This window comes from Mycobacterium sp. E136 (assembly GCF_001666865.1).
In the GTDB taxonomy this organism is placed as follows: Bacteria; Actinomycetota; Actinomycetes; order Mycobacteriales; family Mycobacteriaceae; genus Mycobacterium.
Window position 1 is genome coordinate 1 of sequence record NZ_LZJE01000175.1, and the last position, 17,588, is coordinate 17,588.

The window sequence follows — 17,588 nt, forward strand, 5'->3', positions numbered from 1 at the left end:
TCACCGCCAATACAGCCTGATACCGCTGCTCAGCCACGCTCAACTCCCTCATCCAGGGAGTGTCAAGGATCAACCGAAGTAACTGTCAACCATCAGCCGAAACACTGTCAGCCATCAGCCGAAGCCCAAATGTCAGCCATCAACCGCAGTAATACACGAGGCAAGTGGGGCGGGCGGGGCTCGAACCCGCGACCAACGGATTATGAGTCCGCGGCTCTAACCGACTGAGCTACCGCCCCCGGCGCGATGCGCGGCACCATGTTCCCACATCGCTGGAAACCGGTGGTCAGGCGATATCGGCGTACACCGGTTGCCCGTCGTCGCCGATCGAGTACCGCTCGGTGCCCGAGGCCACCCGCGGCGCGTCGGCCCCCAGCGACACCGCGATTTTGTTGCACGCATTGCGCATGACGTCCAGCGTCAGCTCGAACGCCTGCTTCTCCGAGAAATGGCGCCGCACCCCCGCCGCGACCTCCGCGTCGATGTTCGCCGGCGACCAGATCAGCGCGTCGACGTACCGCAGCGCCGCCTTCTGCGCGTCGCTCAGGCCCTCCGCCGAGTCGTACCGCTCGATCTGGGTGTACATCTCCTCCGAACCGCCCGAGTCCAGCGCGTCGCCGTCGCGCAACGACTTGCACAGCCGGCAGTTGTGCTGCGTCGCGCCCCGCAACCGCACGATCTCCGTCGTCACCGGATCCAGCCCCCGCAACCGCGCCACCGCCGGCGCGAACCCGTTCAGCAGCGCGCCGACCGGATCGGACTCGTGATCCCACTCGACCACCTTCGTGTAGCCCGGCCTGCCCAGGCCCAGCGCCTCACACCCGGCCCACAATCGCGGTACGAAGTCGGCGATGAAGATCGCCACCACGGTCCGAAACGCGTTGTCGCCCAATGTCTCCAACAGCCTCTTACGTTGGTTGTCACCAATCCCCGAGACGTCGGTCGCGAACTGCTCGGCGAACGCCGCCACCACCCGGTCGCCTTCGGTGGATTCGTCGACCAGGTCGACCTCCACCGCCAGCGGCGGCAACGACAAGGCCCTGCCGCACGTCAACCGGATCAGCGTGTCCCGTTGCCTGTCACCCGACGACATCGCCACCAAACCTGCGATCCGATCGGCTAGCTCATCAGCGCCCACGCATCGATTATTGCGCTTGACTCACCGAGGACATATGGAAGTCGGGAATCCGCAGCGATGGCATCGCCGCACGCGTCGCCCAATCCCCCCACTCGCGCGGCAGCGTCACCTCGCTGACGCCCGCCTCCGTCGTCCGCCGCAGCAGGTCCAGCGGGCTCTCGTTGAACCGGAAATTGTTGACGGCCGCAGTCACCTCGCCGTCCTCGATCAGGTAGACGCCGTCGCGCGTCAGGCCGGTCAGCAACAGGACCGTCGGGTCGACCGCGCGGATGTACCACAGCGTGCTCAGCAGCAGCCCGCGCTCGGTGCGGGCGATCATGTCCGCCAGCGGCGCTTCCCCGCCCGTCATCAACAGGTTGTCGGCAGGCACCGCCGGAGTCGCGTCGAACTCCGCTGCCGCGGCACGCGAATACGCCAGGGAGTTGATCGCGCCGTCGTGGATCCAGTCGACCCGGTCGATGTCCATCCCATTGTCGAACACCGAAATCCGCTCCGACGACGTCGATGTCGCGACGAACGGCGTACACGCCAGTCCCTCGGCATACGGATCGGAGTACAGCGTCAGGGGCAGATCGGTGAGCCGCTCCCCCACCCGCGTGCCGCCGCCCGGCGCTGAGAACGCCGTGCGTCCCTCCTGCGCGCCCCGGCTGTCCATCGACCATGTCAGGAAGATCATCAGATCGGCCACCGCCGACGGCGGCAGAATCGTCTCGTAGCGCCCGGCCGGCAACTCCACCGTCTTGCGGGCCCACCCGAGCCGCGTCGACAACTCATCGAGCATGGAATCGATTGGCACATCGGCGAAGTCGGCGGTGCTGACACCCACCCACGCACTTGCGCCGTCGCGCTTACCGTTGATCTCGACCGAACCCGTCGGCTGCGTGAACCGCCGCCTCAGCCCGCCCGAGGTCGCCACGAACGTCGTCTCCAGGATGTGCCGCGCATACCCGTACAGCCGGTCGCTGCCCCGGAACCCCTGGGCGAGACCGTCGGCCACCGGCAAAAACACCTCCGCTCCGGTGTTCGGGACCGGGGCGTCCCAGTCGGGGGGCGCGTCACCGCCTGCCAGCAGCGGCGCGCTGTCGCGTGCCGCGGGCGCCGACCGCGCGGCCTCCTGCGACGCCGCCACCAGTCCCGCGATCGTCGGTGGATCCACCTCGCTGGACCGCACCGATCCGACATGCGATTCGCTGCCCTTGCGCACCACCGAGATCACCGTTGTGTAGCGCGTTCTCGACTCCCCGTTGGTGGTCATCGAGTTGCCCGCCCACCGCAACGACGCGTCGGCGCGATCGGTCACCAACACGATCGTCTCGTCGGCCCCTCCCCGCCGGGCCGCCTCGGCGAGCGCAATCTCTACGACCTGCTGCGCGCCGATCATGACCGCCCCGCCTCTTCGCGCGTGTTCAGCACGTTGATTCCGCGGAACAACGCCGACGGGCACCCGTGGCTCACCGCCGCCACCTGCCCCGGCTGCGCCTTGCCACAGTTGAACGCCCCGCCGAGCCGCCACGTCGACGGCCCACCGACGGCCTCCAGCGACCCCCAGAAGTCCGTCGTCGTCGCCTGATACGCCACGTCGCGCACCTGGCCGTCGAGCCGGCCGTTGCGGATCCGGAAGAAGCGCTGGCCCGTGAACTGGAAGTTGTAGCGCTGCATGTCGATCGACCAACTCTTGTCGCCGACGATGTAAATGCCGTCGTCCACGCGGGCGATCAGATCCTCGGTGCTCACGTCGTCGGCGCTGGGCCGCAGCGACACGTTGGCCATCCGCTGGATCGGAACATGGTGCGGCGAATCGGCGTAGGCGCAGCCGTTGGAGCGCTCCACCCCGAGCCGCGGCGCGAACACCCGATCCAGTTGGTAGCCGACGAAGATGCCGTCGCGCACCAGGTCCCATGTCTGCGCCTGCACCCCCTCGTCATCGAAACCGACGCTCGCCAAGCCGTATTCGACCGTCCGATCAGCGGTCACGTTCATGACCGGCGACCCGTAGCGCATGGTGCCGAGCTTGTCGGGCGTGGCGAACGACGTGCCCGCGTACGCGGCCTCGTAGCCGATCGCCCGGTCGTATTCGGTGGCGTGGCCGATCGACTCGTGAATGGTCAGCCACAGGTTCGACGGGTCGATGACGAGGTCCGTAGGTCCCGCAGTCACGCTGGGCGCCTTGACCTTCTCGGCCAGCCACGTCGGCAGCATCGCCAGTTCCTCGGTCCAGTTCCACACACCGTCATCGGCGACGTACTCCCACCCCCGCGCGGTCGGCGGGGCCAATGTCCGCATCGTCTCGAACGACCCCGCGGCGGCGTCGACGGCGACCGCCTCGAGCGACGGCTGCACCCGCACCCGCTGCTGGGTGATCGTCGACCCGAACGTGTCGGCGTAGAACGTCTGCTCCTTGGCGGTCTGCAGACCCGCCGAGACGTGATCGACACCGTCGGCGGCCGACAGCCGACCCGAGTACTCGCCAAGAACCGCGAGCTTGTCGGGTGTGCCGACCGTGAACGGGTCGATCGCATAGTCCGAAACCCAAGTGGCGTCGGTGTACACGGGTTCGGGCGCCAGCTCGATGCGTTCGGCGTTCAGCGCCGTCAACGTCCTGGCCACCCGCACGGCGCGGCGTGCGGTCTCGGCGGCGACATCGGCACTGAGCTCGGCGTGGGAGGCGAAGCCCCACGTTCCGTCGACGATCACGCGAACCGCCAGGCCGATCTCGCGGTCGACGACCGCGGTCTGCAGTTCACCGTCACGCAGTTGCACGTACTCGGAGGTGACCGCGTGGATGCGAAGGTCGGCGTAGCTGGCGCCAGCGGCCACGGCCGCCGACGTCGCCGCATCGGCCAGCTGGTGGCGCGGCAGGTCCAGGAAGTCGGCGTCGACTCGACGGGTGGCTGTCACGTCCCCAACCGTAGTGGTGGCGCCGTCGGCCCGCTTTAATGAGTCGGATGGCACAGCGCCGCCGCACCGCCGCGACCGCGTACGCGCTCCTGGCCCCGAGCCTGTTCGGAGTCGTCGCGTTCATGCTGCTGCCGATGCTCGTGGTGCTCTGGCTGTCGCTGCACCGGTGGGACCTGCTGAGCCCGATGGAGTTTGTCGGCCTGCGCAATTGGCAGTCGGTATTGACCGACCCGTCCTTCGGCACGTCGCTGCTCGTGACCCTGCTGTTCGTCGCCTTGGTGGTGCCGACTCAGACCCTGTTGGGATTGGCCGCCGCCGGCCTGTTGTCCCGCGGTCTGCCGGGCAGCGGGTTCTTCCGCACGCTGTATGTGCTGCCGTGGATCTGTGCGCCACTGGCGATCGCGGTGCTGTGGCGCTGGATCCTGGCGCCCACCGACGGGGCGGTCAGCACGTTACTCGGCCGCCAGATCGGATGGCTCACCGATCCGACGCTGGCGCTGCCGGTGGTGTCGGCGGTGGTCGTGTGGACCAACGTCGGATACGTGACGCTGTTCTTCCTCGCGGGCATCCTCAACATTCCCACCGACATCCACAACGCTGCCCGCACCGACGGGGCGACGACGTGGCAGCGGTTCCGCCACATCACCCTGCCGATGCTGCGGCCGACGCTGTTCTTCGTCCTGGTCACCGGAATCATCAGCGCCGCTCAGGTTTTCGACACCGTGTACGCGTTGACCGGTGGCGGACCGCAGAACCGGACGGACCTGGTGGCGCATCGCATCTACGCCGAGGCGTTCGGCGCGGCTGCGGTGGGGCGGGCCGCGGTGATGGCGGTGGTGTTGTTCGTGCTGCTGGTCGGTGTGACGATCGTCCAGCAGCTCTACTTCCGGCGGCGGATCAGCTATGACCTCACCTAGTCGCGCCGCGTCCGCCGCCGTCGTCTACCCCGTCGTGATGGCGGGGGCGTTGATCACGTTGGCACCGTTCGTCCTCGGCCTGCTGACCTCGCTGCAGGATCCGCGCGCGTTCGACACCGAGTCGCCACTGTCGCTGCCCTTGCCGCCCACCCTGCAGAACTACGCCAACCTGACCGACGCCGGCTTCGGCCGGGCCGTCGTGGTGACCGCGCTGATGACCGCGGTGATCCTGCTCGGCCAGCTGACCTTCTCGGTGCTGGCGGCGTATGCGTTCGCACGGCTGCAGTTCCCCGGCCGCGACGCGCTGTTCTGGGGCTACCTCGCGACGCTGATGGTGCCGGCGACCGTGACCGTCGTCCCGCTGTATCTGATGATGGCCGAGGCCGGGCTGCGGAACACGTTCTGGGCGTTGGTGCTGCCGTTCATGTTCGGTTCGCCGTACGCGATCTTCCTGCTGCGGGAGTACTTCCGGGGCATCCCGGGTGATCTCATCAACGCCGCGCGCATCGACGGCGCCAACACGTTGGACGTGATCGTGCACGTGGTGTTGCCGGCGAGCAGGCCGATCCTGGTGACGCTGGCACTGATCACCGTTGTCTCGCAGTGGAACAGCTTCATGTGGCCGCTGGTGATCACCAGCGGGAGTCGGTGGCAGGTGCTGACGGTCGCGACGGCGGGCCTGCAGTCGCGCTACAACGCGCAGTGGCCGCTGGTGATGGCGGCGACGACGGTGGCGATCGTGCCCCTGCTGGTGTTGTTCATCGCGTTGGGGCGCCACATGGTGCGCTCGATCGTCGTGACGGGACTGAAATGATTCCGCGGCCGAGGTTTTCGACACTGTTCGCGACTGGTGTGGCGGTGACGGGTGTGCTGCTGCTCGTCGCAGCCATGCTGCTCGGACGGCCGAACGATTCGGGTGCACGCACTGTGGTGACCGTGCGGCTGTGGGACGAGCAGGTCGCCGAGGCCTACCGAAAGTCGTTTTCCGAGTTCGGTCGTGAGCATCCCGGCATCGCGGTGAACGTCAACGTCGTCGCCTACTCCACGTATTTCGACACCTTGCGCACCGACGTCGCGGGCGGTGGCGCCGACGACATCTTCTGGATCAGCAACGCGTACTTCGCCGAATACGCCGACAGCGGGCGGCTGATGGACATCGGTCAGCCGCAGCGGGCGTGGGAGCCGTCGGTGGTCGACCAGTTCACCCGCAAGGGCAAGCTCTGGGGTGTACCGCAACTGACCGACGCCGGCATCGCGCTGTACTACAACGCCGACCTGCTGGCGGCGGCCGGCGTCGGCCCGGGCGAGTTGGCCGCGCTGCGGTGGTCGCCGGACCCGGCCGTCGACATGCTGCGGCCGCTGCTGGCCCGCCTGACGCTCGACCGCGACGGCCGCGCCGCCGGCACCGCGGGCTTCGACTCCCAGCGGATCCGGCAATGGGGCTACAACGCCGCCAACGACTTGCAGGGCATCTACCTCAACTACATCGGCTCGGCCGGCGGAGTGTTCTCCGTCGGCGACCGGTTCGCGTTCGACAACCCGCAGGCCGCCCAGGCGTTCAGCTATCTGGTGGCCCTGATCAACACAGACCACGTCGCCCCACCCGCGTCGGCGACCAACGACAACGGCGACTTCTCCCGCAACCAGTTCCTACAAGGCAGGATGGCGCTGTTCCAGTCGGGCACGTACAACCTGGCGGCGGTCGCGGACACCGCCCCGTTCCGCTGGGGTGTCACGCTGCTGCCCGAAGGACCGGCGGGCCGGGTCAGCGTGACCAACGGGATTGCCGCCGCGGGTAATTCGGCCACCGCGCACCCGGATGCGGTACGCGAGGTGCTGGCCTGGATGGGCAGCGCGCGCGGCAACGCGTACCTCGGCGCCGGCGGCGCGGCGGTCCCCGCGGTGCTCGACGCGCAACGCGTCTACCACGATTACTGGCGCTCGCGCGGCGTGGACGTGAGCCCGTTCTTCGATGTGCTCAAGGGCCGGGGCGTCGATGCTCCCGGCGGCGCGGGTTTCGCCGCGGGATTCAACGCGCTCAAACCGTACTTCGACGAGATGTTCCTCGGCAGGCGCGATGTGCCGTCGACGCTCGCCGCGGCTCAGCAGGCCGCGAACGCCGCCGCGCAGCGGTGATCAACGCGTGACGGCGCTGGTGCCCGCCACTGTCAGCTCGAGCGCCAGAGCCACCCCGCACAGCGTCGCGACGATGAGGAACGCCCACCAGTCGATGGCTTTGGGGCCCGACGGTGCCGCCGAGATCTGGCCGGCCCCCCCACGCGCCGTGATCGCATCACCCATCTCGTCAGCGCGCCGCAGTGCGACGGTGATGGCCGCGGCCAGCAGGTCGATCGCCTCCAGCCACCAACGGCGCCACCGTCCGCGGCGTCGCGTGTGCACCTGCTTCGGCCGAAGATTGCGCGCGGCGTAGAGCACACGGAACTCGTCGATCAGCATCGGGAACGCGCGCAGCGCCAACGCCAACGCGACCGCCCACTCGTCGACCGGTATTCGCAGCAGTCGCAGCGGTCGGCCCAGTTTCGCGACGGCCGGGGCGATTTCGGCGACGTTCGTCGTCCACGACACCATCGCCCCGAGCCCGAGCAGCACGATCGACAACGCGGTGATGCGCAGGAAGTTCAGCAGACCGCCCAGCCCGACGTCGACCGAGCCGACCGAGATGATCGGGCTACCGCCGGCGAACGTCGCCGTCAACCCGCCGAGGAACAACAGCACCCACAGCCAGGGCGGCACCGACGGGAGCACGCCGCGCGGGATGTTTGCCAGCCGCGCCGAGATCAGCACCAGCACCGCGACGGCGCCGATCGGCACCCAGCCCGGGTAGAAAGTCATCAACACGCCGATGGCCGCGACCAACAGGAGCTTCGTGCCCGCCCACAGTTGGTGGACCACGCTGTTGCCGGGCACGGGACGCAGCAGCACGACGCCCCGGCGTTGCCGCCGCTTCGTCGGCGCCGTCATGGCAGGCCTCCCGCCGCCGTCGGTGCGGGCACCAGTACGCCGCCTTCCAGATGCAGTGTGCGCGGGCACAACTCTTCCAGCCCGGCGAAGTCGTGGGAGATCACGACGACGGTGAGCCCGGCGCGACGGCGCAGGTCCACCAGCAGTCGCAGCAGTCCGCGCTGGCTCGTGGCGTCGAGGCCCGCGAGTGGTTCGTCGAGGATCAGGGCGCGCGGCGAGCGGGCCAGCAGTCCGGCCAGGACGACGCGGCGCATCTGGCCGCCGCTGAGCTGGTCGATGCGCCGTTTGGCCAACGTCGCATCGAGGCCGACCGTCGACAGCGCCTCGTTGACCCGGGCGCGATCACGCGGGGAAAACCCGGCCGCCGGAGCGATCTCGAGGTCGACGCGGCTACGCATCAGCTGCAATCGTGCCGCCTGGAACGAGATCGCTACCGCGCCGACCTGTTCCGATGCAGGTTTCCCGTCGAGCAGACACGCGCCGGACGTCGGCTCGGTGAGCCCGGCCATGATCCAGGCCAGCGTCGACTTTCCCGACCCGTTCAGGCCGTGGATCAACAGGCCATCGCCCTCGTGCACCGTGAAGGTGATGTCGCGCAGCGCCGTCGCCGCCCACGGTGTTCCGCTGCCGTACTCGTGGCTGACGTCGACGAGTTCCAGGACCGGGGGCGCGTCGGTGCCCGGTTCGACGGTTGCGACCGGGGCCTCGGCGGACTCGACCATGTCCGTGTTGTCGCCGGCGCCGCCGTTGCCCGTCAGGTCGACGGTGCGATCGGCGGCGTCGGCCTCGTCGTTGTAGTGCGTGATGTGCACGAGCGACATCTGATGGTGCCGCGTCAGCCCGGACAGCACGGACATCAGTCCCTCGCGGCCCTCTTGGTCGACCATGCTGGTGACCTCGTCGGCGATCAGCAGCGACGGCTCACGTGCCAGCGCCGCCGCGACGGCGAGGCGCTGCAACTCGCCGCCGGACAACCCGCCGGTGTCGCGTTCGGCCAGGCCGTCGAGGCCCACCTCGGCCAGCAACTGGCCGACATCGGTGGCCTTGCCGGGCGGCAGCCCCCAGACCACATCGTCGGCGACGCGGGTGCCGAGCACCTGGCTTTCGGGGTGCTGCATCACGACCGCGGTGCCGCCGATGCGGCCCAACCCGACCGCGCCCGGCCGTTCGATGGTGCCTGCCGTCGGTTCCCGGCCGGCCAGCATCAGCATCAGCGTCGTCTTGCCCGACCCGTTGGCGCCCGTCACGGCGAGGTGCTCGCCCGGCTCGACGCGCAGCGACACCGGACCGAGCGCGTCGTGGTCGGTGTTCGGATAGCGGAACCGCACGTCGCGCAGCAGTGCCGGCACCGGGGCGATGGCGCCGACGTCTTTCGAGGACTCCAGTTTGTGGACATCGGGGATGCCGGCCAGGCGCTCCATCACCCGCGACAGCGCCCACCATCCGACGAGGCTGACGAAGGTGATCGACATCACCCCGGCGCTGAAGAACAACAGCGGCCAGTAGTCCAGGGCCGTCGCGAAGTCGCGCTTGAGGCGGTCGGCCGCGCCCTCCATGTCGGGGATGCGGGCTATCACCGCGGCCAGGCCGTTGATGTTGGCCGTGACGGATTCGAAGATCAGGTGGCGCAGCCGCGACAGGATGGACAGCGCGACCACCACGGCCGCGCCGGACACCGCGCCGGCGACCAGCGCGGCGACCAGGACCGTCGGCGTGCCGCGGCCGCGGCGTTTGACGATGCCGGTCAGTCCGCCGATATAAGCGCAGTTCACGACGGTCATGAAGCCGCCCATGCCGGCGATCAGGAAGGCGATGATGCCGCCCGCGACGGTCGCGGTGAGCAGCACGCGAACGCGGTAGCGGTAGGCCAGCAGACCCATCGGCACCGTGCCGAGCAGCGATAGACCTGCCGCGAACGGAACGACCACGGCGATGATCGCGGTGGCCGCGCACAGCGCCGCCATGACGGAGGCCTGCGCGAGTTCGACGGGACGCAGAGGACCGGTATGGCGAGTTCGGCCCCCGGTCGCGGTCATTGCACGATTCTGCCAGCCGTAACGGCCCGGCCCCTACGGCCGGTTGTTTGAAACGCATAGCAAAACTATGTAATCTGGACGGCATGACCCAGACGCTCGGAGCCGATCTGCTGTCCGTTGTCGCCCGGATCAATCGATTGGCCACACAGCGGGTTCGCCTGCCCCTCGGATACGCCCAGGCGCGACTGCTGTCCACGATCGAGGATCAGGGCGAAGCCCGCATCTCCGATCTCGCCGCGCTCGACCACTGCTCGCAGCCCACGATGACGACCCAGGTTCGTCGCCTCGAGGACGCGGGCATGGTGTCGCGAACGGTGGACCCCGAGGACGGCCGCGCTGTGCTGATCCGCATCACCCCGAAGGGGGTGGACACCCTTCGGCAGGTGCGGTTGGACCGCGGTGCGGCGATCGATCCGTACCTCGAACGGCTCGACGCCTCCGACCGGGAGACGCTCGGCGAGGCGGTGCGCGTCTTGCGCCGGCTTCTCGACGAGGCGTCGTCGCCGAACACGATCACCAAATAACCACTTAAGGAGAGTTCGCCCGTATGTGGCGTCAACCCAAAGCTGTCTGGGCCGTTGCCTTCGCGTGCGTCGTCGCGTTCATGGGCATCGGCCTCGTCGATCCGATCCTCAAGCCCATCGCCGAAACGCTCGACGCGTCACCGTCCCAGGTGTCGTTGTTGTTCACCAGCTACATGGCGGTCATGGGTGTGGCCATGCTCATCACCGGCGTGGTGTCCAGCCGCATCGGCCCCAAGCGCACGCTGCTGTTGGGGCTCGTCGTCATCATCGTCGGCGCCGGCCTGGCCGGAATGTCCGCCGACGTGATGGAAATCGTTGGCTGGCGCGCACTTTGGGGTCTAGGCAATGCGTTGTTCATCGCCACGGCGCTGGCTACGATCGTGAGCTCGGCGCGCGGGTCAGTGGCCCAGGCGATCATCCTCTACGAGGCGGCGCTGGGGTTGGGCATCGCGGTAGGTCCGCTCGTCGGTGGTCTGCTGGGGTCGATCTCGTGGCGCGGACCGTTCTTCGGGGTGTCGGCGCTGATGGCGTTCGCGGTGGTGGTCACGGCCTTCCTGCTGCCGTCGACGCCGCGCGCCGAACGCGCGACAACGCTGGCCGATCCCTTCCGCGCGCTGCGTCATCGCGGCCTGCTGGGCGTGGCGATCACCGCGCTGCTGTACAACTTCGGCTTCTTCACCCTGCTGGCGTTCACGCCGTTCCCGCTCGACATGAGCGCTCATCAGATCGGTCTGATCTTCTTCGGCTGGGGCGTCGCGCTGGCCTTCACGTCGGTGGTGGTGGCGCCGCGGCTTCAGCACCGGTTCGGCACCGTGCCCGTGCTGCTGGTCAACCTGTTGGCGATGACGGCGACGCTGCTGGTGATGGCCGTCGAGACCAACAACAAGGCCGTGCTCGCGACGTGCGTGGTGGTCGCGGGGTTGTTCATCGGCATCAACAACACCCTGATCACCGAGACCGTGATGAAGGCCGCGCCGGTCGAGCGCGGCGTCGCCTCGGCGGCCTACAGCTTCGTGCGGTTCTCCGGCGCCGCGCTGGCGCCGTGGCTGGCGGGCGTGCTCGGCGAGCAGGTCAACGTCCACATGCCGTATTGGGTCGGCGCGGGCGCCGTACTGCTCGGCGCGGGCGTGCTCGCGCTCACCCGCTCGCACCTCGCGGGCATCGACGTCGAGGAGCGAGAACTCGACGCGCTCAGCGAGGCGACCGCGGTGACCGTCGGCGACAGCTGATCAACTGCGCGGGAACCGCAGCATGCGGCGGGCGTTCTCCTCGACAGTCAGCGCACACTCCCCGTCCGGAACGCCGGCCAACACCTCCGCGGCCCGCTTGCGCGAGTTCGGCCAGTTCGATTCCGAATGCGGGAAGTCGATTTCGAGCGTGATGCGGTCGACGCCGATCGTGTACCGGTTCTCCAGGCCGTGCTCGTCATCGATGAAGCAGCCGTAGAAGTGCGATCGGAACAGATCCGAAGGGCGCGAGTCGAAGTCGATCGGCGGATCGACCATCACCGGGATCCACTGGTAGGGCGGATCGGGATCGGTCGGCACGATCACGCTGCTCGACCACATCTCCGGGTGCTGCAATCCCTCGAGGATGGCGGCGTAGTCGGTGAACATCCAGTAGCCGGCCTCACCCTCGGTGTTGCGGAACACCGGGCGCATGTGGTCTTGGCGCGAATCGATGCTGGAGAATCCTGTCAAGGCCGGTCCGGCGAGCGCGGCCAGCTCGAACGTGTCCACCGGGCACTGCCCAACCTGCTGTTCAGCCGTCACGTCGTGAACCTCTCGTCAATCGCCCGGCCGAGCAGCGCCATGTGCAGTGGGCCTCGACCGTGTCGCCCACTTCCCCTGTCTGCGAAGAGATTTCGCCAGGGCAACAGGCCCGGTCGAGGCGAGTCGCCGGATGTGATCCTGGACTCCGGGGTGATGCTCAAAACGTATTGGACGGTACCAAGGGTCTTGCGGCCGCGGGGGCAACTTGCACGCTTTGGAAGCGCCCGCCGCACTCAGGTGACGGCCGTACCGACCAACAGTCCGACGACGTACGTGGCTGCGATGGCCACCGCCCCGAATGCGAGTTGTCGCAGCGAGGCGAACCACGCGGGGCGCCTTGTGAAGCGCGCGGCCACACCGCCGGCGACAGCAAGGCCGATGCCGCCGCACGCCAGTCCGGCCCACAGGGTTTCGAATCCGAGCAGGTACGGGATGAGCGGGATGATGGCGCCGACGGTGAACATCAGGAACGACGATCCGCCCGCGACCCAGGGCGAGGGCTTCTCGCGGGGGTCGACGCCCAACTCCTGGACGAGGTGGAAGTTCAAGGCGCGGCTCTCGTCTTGGTGAACCTCCTCGGTGGCCTTGGCCGCCGTCTCGCGGCTCATGCCCATGTCCATCAGCATCGCCACCAGCTCCGCCTTCTCGGCCGCAGGATGCTTGCGGAAGGCCCGCCGCTCCACCAGCACCTCGGACTCGAGCTGCTCGTTGGCGGTGGTGACCGAGGTGTACTCCCCCAGCGCCATCGAGAAGGCACCGGCCAGCAGCCCGGCGACACCGCTGATGACGACGGTGTGGGCGCTGGCGGCCGCGGCGACACCGGCGATGAGTGCGGTATTGCTGACCAGACCGTCCATGGCCCCGAAGGTCGCGGCGCGCAGCCAGCCGCCGGTGACATTGGAGTGCCGGTGCGTCGAGGTGTGCGGCACTCCGGTCGGGGCGGTCATGACGACGATTCAACCCCTCCGGTTTGACCTGGTCTAGTCAGGATTGCCTGGGTTTGCCACATCACAGTTTGCGGAAGCGCGCAGAAGGCTACCGTCGAGTCATGACCACCACTGCGGAACATCTGCGCAATGCGCTCGACGGCCGTTGGCGCGATGTGAAGAACCGGCTGCGTGAAGAACTCTCCAGCGAGATCTTCCGCCCGCACTACACCCCGAACCCCGTCATCGCCAGGACGAAGGTCGCCGAGCAGCTGAAGATCATGGCGGCCCAGGGTTCGGCCGAGGACGGATTCAAGAAGGAGCACGGCGGCAACGGCGATGTCGGCGCCGCGGTGACGCAGATCGAGATGCTGGCGATGTCTGACCTGTCGCTGATGGTCAAGGCCGGTGTGCAGTGGGGCCTGTTCGGCGGTGCGATCGAGAACCTCGGCACCGAGCGTCATCACGAGAAATACGTCCGCCGGATCATCGACTGCGACCTGCTCGGCTGTTTCGCGATGACCGAGACGGGCCACGGCAGCAACGTGCAGGCGTTAGAGACCACCGCGACGTACGACCCTGCGACCGAAGAGTTCATCATCGACTCGCCGACGCCGACCTCGCGTAAGGACTACATCGGCGGCGCCGCCGAAACCGCCCGGATGGCAGCGGTATTCGCGCAGTTGATCACGCCGGACGGCGTCGGTCACGGTGTGCACTGTGTGCTGGTGCCGATCCGCGACGAAGAGGGTAACGACCTGCCGGGCATCACCACCTCGGACTGCCACTACAAGGGCGGTCTGCCGGGCGTCGACAACGGCCGGATCCAATTCGACAAGGTCCGGGTTCCGCGCGAGAACCTCCTCAACAAGTACGGTGACGTGGCCCCGGACGGCACCTACAGTTCGCCGATCGAGAATCCCGGCAGACGATTCTTCACGATGCTGGGCACCTTGGTGCGCGGGCGCGTCACGGTGGGCGGGAGCGCGGCGGCCGCGGCCCGCGTCGCGCTCGACATCGCGACGCGGTATGCGTTGCAGCGCAGGCAGTTTGAGGCGCCCGGCGAAGACCACGAGGTGGTCATCATGGACTACCTGGTGCACCAGCGTCGGCTGCTGCCCTTGATCGCGAAGTCCTACGCGCTGCAGTTCGCGCAGAACGAGCTCGTCGCGAAGTGCCACGATCTGCAGAGTGCCGAGAACCCCGACCCGGAGGAACAGCGCGAGCTCGAGGCACGGGCGGCCGGGTTGAAGGCGGTCAACACCTGGCACGCAACGCAGGCGATCCAGGAAGCGCGCGAAGCGTGCGGCGGCGCAGGCTACATGGCCGAGAACCGGCTCATTGCGCTCAAGGCCGACACCGACGTGTTCACCACGTTCGAGGGCGACAATCACGTGCTGATCCAACTCGTGGCCAAGCAGTTGCTCACCGCGTACGCCGACGACATCAAGAGCATGAGTCCTGTCGAATGGGTGCGGTTCGCCGCGAACTTCGCCGGTGAAAGGGTACTGAAACGTACTGCGGCCGAGACGATCATGCAAACCATCCTCGATACGCGGCAGGACAACGAGGAGGAAGGCAGCCTCTTCAACCGCGGTACGCAGGTCAAGATGTTCGAGGACCGCGAGGAGTACATGATCTCCACCGTGGCGCGCCGGTTGCAGGGCAAGTCGAAGGAGATGAGCGAGTTCGACGCCTTCAATGCCGTGCAGGACCACGTATTGCACAGCGCCCAGGCCCACATCGACCGGGTGATCCTCGAGGCGTTCGTCGCGGGTATCGATGCCTGTGAGGACGAAGAGGCCCGGACGATCCTGAACATGGTGTGCGATCTGTACGCCCTGTCGGCGATCGAAGAGGACAAGTCGTGGTTCATCGAGCACCGCTACATCTCGACGGAACGGGCCAAGGCCGTCACCCGGGGCATCAACGAACGGTGCCGGTCGCTACGCCCGTACGCCGAGCTGCTCGTCGACGGGTTCGGCATTCCGGAACAGTTGCGTTACGCGGAGATGCTGCACCCCGAGCACATTCCCGACGCCGACGAGCACACGGAGCAGAACGCGATCAGCTCGGGGACGATCGAACCGAAGTAGTTCTTGGGATCGGTAGCCGATCGGACGAGCTGGGCGTGGATCTGCCCCCGGGCTCGGTCAAGCGCTGAGGTCAACCCCGCGACCACACGCAGTCGCCGCCGAGCTCGATGAGGAACATCCTCGGCGACACGTCGAACTGCAGCGGTTGACCAGGGTCGCCTTCGACGGTCGACGGTGTGCTCAGCTCGCCGGGAGTGACGACCACCTGCTGTTGCGCACTGCATCTCGAGCCCGAATTCCGCGGCGTGCCTGTCCAATTGCCCGCTTCCACGTCGGGATTGCGCATGCCCTGCCCGTGCAGCTTGAGCGGCGAGCCGCCCGTGCTCACCCATCGATTGGCGGGCGGCTGCGGGCCGCGCACACCTTGCCATGCGCCGCCGCGGCACACCGACAGCGTGTCCGAACCGGGCAGTCGCGTCATCGCGCCCTCGAGGTCGCCGGTGCACTGATCGGCCCGCGGGGGCGGACCGGGCGGCGGTGGTCCGGGCTCTGCGCACGCGACGGGCGCACTCACGAGTGCGACCAACATGCCGACGAGTGCCGCTCTCAACACGTCACACCTTGCTCAGGTCCGTCTTCATCAGCATCACGTTGTACGAATCCCACAGCGACAGGTTCCAGTACAGGTCGGTGCCGGTGCCCTGGGTCGACGGCGACCAGGGATGCATCATCGGGGCGTAGATGCCGCCGGGCTGTTGGCTCATCAACACCTTCGGCTTCGACCAGGTGCCCTGCGGAGTGTCAGATGTCCGCATCACGATGTTGTTGAACTGGTCGCCGTGCAGGGCGACGTATTTCTTCAGCTGCTTGTTGTACTGCACGGACATTTCGCTCACCTGGTTGCCTGCGGACGTGGCACCGCAAGAACCTTGCTCGACGCCGAAAACATACGTCGCCGCCGAAGGGTCGCCCTTGACCCAGCCGGTCGGGGGCCCACCCCAGGCGCTCCCGCCGTTCCAGTATTCGTACTTGCTCAGGTCCAGGATGTCCTGCTCGGGCACCCGAGCGAGGTAGGCCGCGCCCTGACGTCCGTTGGGAGTGCCGTACACGTAGACATAGCCGTCGTCGCCACGGACGAATGCCATCTGCTGGAAGTTCTGGTTGCCGCTCCACGGCTGGTTGTAGCGGACGGTTTCCGGCGCGACGTGGAAGGTTTCACCGTTGTCATCGGACCAGGCGATCGCCGAGTAGTTCGTCGTCCACTGACCCGGCGCACCCCACTGCGTCACGGACATGAAGCTCACGTATTGGATCGCGCCGTATCGCGAACCCTCCACGGGCACAGAGATCCCCGCGGTCGGGATCAGTGTTATTCCGGCGGGCAGACCTTCGGGCCAGATGACTTGCCTGGCTCTGGTCGGGTAACCGTCGGGGCCCAGCGGCGCCCCGCCGAACATGTTGCCGTTGTACCACTCGCCGTCGGGGATATCCATACCGTTCGCGAGGTACCAGTCCTCACTCCGCATGATGATGTTAGAGCGCCAGTCCTCCGACATGTTGCCATCGAAGAACGTGTCGCCGAAGGCGATCAGGATCTGGCGGCGTTCGATCTCCGGGGTGTTCGGGTCGTCCTCCACGATGCCGTTGTCCCACATGATCCCGAGATCCGTGCCGCCCACCGAGAAGCGGTCGACGGTGTCGGCGTAGGGGCCAGTCACCCAGGAAATGAATTGTGTCGACGGGCTCACCTGCGGGTTGGGGAAGGGCGAGTACATCGGGGTGTACGGTGCCGCGGCCGCCGCCAGCGCCATTCGTGCCATCGGCTCCGTCAGCGGGTCCGCCACCATCAGCGTCGGGGTCAGCACCGTCGGCGTGGTGGTGGGCCGTCCCGTCAGCGCCGCGAAGAAGTTTTCGAACTCACGACGCGCGAACGCGAGCAGACCCCAGATCAGCGGTGGCTGCGCGGGTGAGGCCGGCGCCGTGCCGGCCAACGGGTTGAGGATCCAGTTGATCGTGTTGGTGACGAGATTGGTCACCGCGGTGAAGAGGTTGGTGGGAGCGGCCGGCGCGACGGTCGTCGGCTGGTAGAACGCCATCATCGGGGAGACGTTGGTCGTGGCACCCGACGCCAGTGACCGGGCATCGGCGAAGGCGACGTACGTCGTGCCTTCCTCCGGGATGTCACCGGGATCGGTGATCGATCGCTCGGTCGTCCCCTTGGTCGTGGCCGTGTTGGTCGCCACCGTGTTGGTTGTGGCACCCTGCTGTTCCGTCGATGAGTTCGAGGTACCGCCGGGCTTCGATTGGAGCGACGGATCGGTGTCGTCCGGATCGGATTTCTTTTCCGGCTCGGCCGTCG

Annotated in this window: 15 protein-coding genes and 1 tRNA gene; 6 read left to right on the plus strand and 10 right to left on the minus strand. The window is 67.6% G+C overall.

What is annotated here, in order from left to right; all coding sequences use genetic code 11:
- Positions 1-165: 165 nt before the first annotated feature.
- From A5698_RS11575 to A5698_RS11590, 4 genes are all read right to left on the minus strand, one after another.
- Positions 166-239, minus strand: a tRNA-Ile gene (locus tag A5698_RS11575).
- A 47-nt stretch (positions 240-286) separates the two neighbouring features.
- Positions 287-1,093, minus strand: coding sequence for a carboxymuconolactone decarboxylase family protein (locus A5698_RS11580; RefSeq protein WP_068296669.1), 807 nt, complete (start codon positions 1,091-1,093; stop codon positions 287-289).
- A 52-nt stretch (positions 1,094-1,145) separates the two neighbouring features.
- On the minus strand, positions 1,146-2,519 hold the full coding sequence (locus tag A5698_RS11585; protein ID WP_068296633.1) for a metallopeptidase TldD-related protein: 1,374 nt from the start codon (positions 2,517-2,519) through the stop codon (positions 1,146-1,148).
- Positions 2,516-4,036: a TldD/PmbA family protein gene (locus A5698_RS11590; RefSeq protein ID WP_068296636.1), complete on the minus strand. Its 1,521-nt coding sequence runs from the start codon at positions 4,034-4,036 to the stop codon at positions 2,516-2,518. The genes A5698_RS11585 and A5698_RS11590 overlap by 4 nt, the downstream gene beginning before the upstream one ends.
- Before the next feature lie 38 nt (positions 4,037-4,074).
- Between A5698_RS11590 and A5698_RS11595 the strand changes: the two genes are divergently transcribed.
- Genes A5698_RS11595 through A5698_RS11605 form a run of 3 tightly spaced genes read left to right on the plus strand, consistent with a single transcriptional unit; the run spans position 4,075 to position 7,089 of the window.
- Positions 4,075-4,953 carry a carbohydrate ABC transporter permease gene (locus A5698_RS11595; RefSeq protein ID WP_156670711.1) on the plus strand — a complete coding sequence of 293 codons (879 nt, stop codon included), beginning with the start codon at positions 4,075-4,077 and terminating at the stop codon, positions 4,951-4,953.
- Positions 4,940-5,767, plus strand: a complete 828-nt coding sequence (locus A5698_RS11600; protein ID WP_068296643.1) for a carbohydrate ABC transporter permease — start codon at positions 4,940-4,942, stop codon at positions 5,765-5,767. The genes A5698_RS11595 and A5698_RS11600 overlap by 14 nt, the downstream gene beginning before the upstream one ends.
- Entirely contained in the window at positions 5,767-7,089 is a 1,323-nt protein-coding gene (locus tag A5698_RS11605; RefSeq protein WP_068296672.1) for an ABC transporter substrate-binding protein, read from the plus strand. Before A5698_RS11600 ends, A5698_RS11605 begins: the two co-directional genes overlap by 1 nt.
- Here the strand turns inward: A5698_RS11605 and A5698_RS11610 are convergent, their stop codons facing one another.
- On the minus strand, positions 7,090-7,935 hold the full coding sequence (locus A5698_RS11610) for a CbiQ family ECF transporter T component (protein ID WP_067087958.1): 846 nt from the start codon (positions 7,933-7,935) through the stop codon (positions 7,090-7,092).
- Complete coding sequence (locus A5698_RS11615; RefSeq protein ID WP_068296646.1) at positions 7,932-9,971, minus strand: ABC transporter ATP-binding protein; 2,040 nt, start codon at positions 9,969-9,971, stop codon at positions 7,932-7,934. Before A5698_RS11615 ends, A5698_RS11610 begins: the two co-directional genes overlap by 4 nt.
- A gap of 83 nt (positions 9,972-10,054) precedes the next feature.
- Here A5698_RS11615 and A5698_RS11620 point away from each other — a divergent pair, with 83 nt between their 5' ends.
- Together A5698_RS11620 and A5698_RS11625 are read left to right on the plus strand one after the other, a co-directional pair.
- The gene (locus A5698_RS11620; protein ID WP_068296649.1) at positions 10,055-10,495 is read left to right on the plus strand and encodes a MarR family winged helix-turn-helix transcriptional regulator; all 441 of its coding nucleotides are present in this window, start codon (positions 10,055-10,057) and stop codon (positions 10,493-10,495) included.
- Between the two features lie 23 nt (positions 10,496-10,518).
- Entirely contained in the window at positions 10,519-11,724 is a 1,206-nt protein-coding gene (locus A5698_RS11625) for an MFS transporter (protein WP_068296651.1), read from the plus strand.
- Here A5698_RS11625 and A5698_RS29835 read toward each other — a convergent pair whose 3' ends face one another.
- Both A5698_RS29835 and A5698_RS11635 read right to left on the minus strand, forming a co-directional pair.
- A complete protein-coding gene (locus tag A5698_RS29835) occupies positions 11,725-12,267 on the minus strand; it encodes a hypothetical protein (RefSeq protein WP_084792401.1) in 543 nt (180 codons plus the stop codon).
- A 233-nt stretch (positions 12,268-12,500) separates the two neighbouring features.
- Positions 12,501-13,214: a VIT1/CCC1 transporter family protein gene (locus A5698_RS11635; protein WP_068296658.1), complete on the minus strand. Its 714-nt coding sequence runs from the start codon at positions 13,212-13,214 to the stop codon at positions 12,501-12,503.
- A 101-nt stretch (positions 13,215-13,315) separates the two neighbouring features.
- Between A5698_RS11635 and A5698_RS11640 the strand changes: the two genes are divergently transcribed.
- Positions 13,316-15,289 (plus strand): acyl-CoA dehydrogenase family protein, encoded by a 1,974-nt coding sequence (locus A5698_RS11640; protein WP_068296661.1) that lies wholly within the window; start codon positions 13,316-13,318, stop codon positions 15,287-15,289.
- 70 nt (positions 15,290-15,359) lie between these two features.
- Here the strand turns inward: A5698_RS11640 and A5698_RS11645 are convergent, their stop codons facing one another.
- Positions 15,360-15,842 (minus strand): hypothetical protein, encoded by a 483-nt coding sequence (locus tag A5698_RS11645; RefSeq protein WP_068296663.1) that lies wholly within the window; start codon positions 15,840-15,842, stop codon positions 15,360-15,362.
- A 1-nt stretch (position 15,843) separates the two neighbouring features.
- The coding region (locus A5698_RS11650; RefSeq protein ID WP_156670712.1) for a glycoside hydrolase family 183 protein at positions 15,844-17,588 on the minus strand (1,745 nt) is incomplete at its 5' end.

Excerpts from the sequence above, each read along its gene's own strand:
- A5698_RS11580 (WP_068296669.1), bottom strand. The coding sequence starts at position 1,093 with ATGTCGTCGGGTGACAGGCAACGGGACACGCTGATCCGGTTGACGTGC.
- A5698_RS11585 (WP_068296633.1), bottom strand. The coding sequence starts at position 2,519 with ATGATCGGCGCGCAGCAGGTCGTAGAGATTGCGCTCGCCGAGGCGGCC.
- A5698_RS11595 (WP_156670711.1), top strand. The coding sequence starts at position 4,075 with ATGAGTCGGATGGCACAGCGCCGCCGCACCGCCGCGACCGCGTACGCG.
- A5698_RS11600 (WP_068296643.1), top strand. The coding sequence starts at position 4,940 with ATGACCTCACCTAGTCGCGCCGCGTCCGCCGCCGTCGTCTACCCCGTC.
- A5698_RS11610 (WP_067087958.1), bottom strand. The coding sequence starts at position 7,935 with ATGACGGCGCCGACGAAGCGGCGGCAACGCCGGGGCGTCGTGCTGCTG.
- A5698_RS11615 (WP_068296646.1), bottom strand. The coding sequence starts at position 9,971 with ATGACCGCGACCGGGGGCCGAACTCGCCATACCGGTCCTCTGCGTCCC.
- A5698_RS11620 (WP_068296649.1), top strand. The coding sequence starts at position 10,055 with ATGACCCAGACGCTCGGAGCCGATCTGCTGTCCGTTGTCGCCCGGATC.
- A5698_RS11625 (WP_068296651.1), top strand. The coding sequence starts at position 10,519 with ATGTGGCGTCAACCCAAAGCTGTCTGGGCCGTTGCCTTCGCGTGCGTC.
- A5698_RS11635 (WP_068296658.1), bottom strand. The coding sequence starts at position 13,214 with ATGACCGCCCCGACCGGAGTGCCGCACACCTCGACGCACCGGCACTCC.
- A5698_RS11640 (WP_068296661.1), top strand. The coding sequence starts at position 13,316 with ATGACCACCACTGCGGAACATCTGCGCAATGCGCTCGACGGCCGTTGG.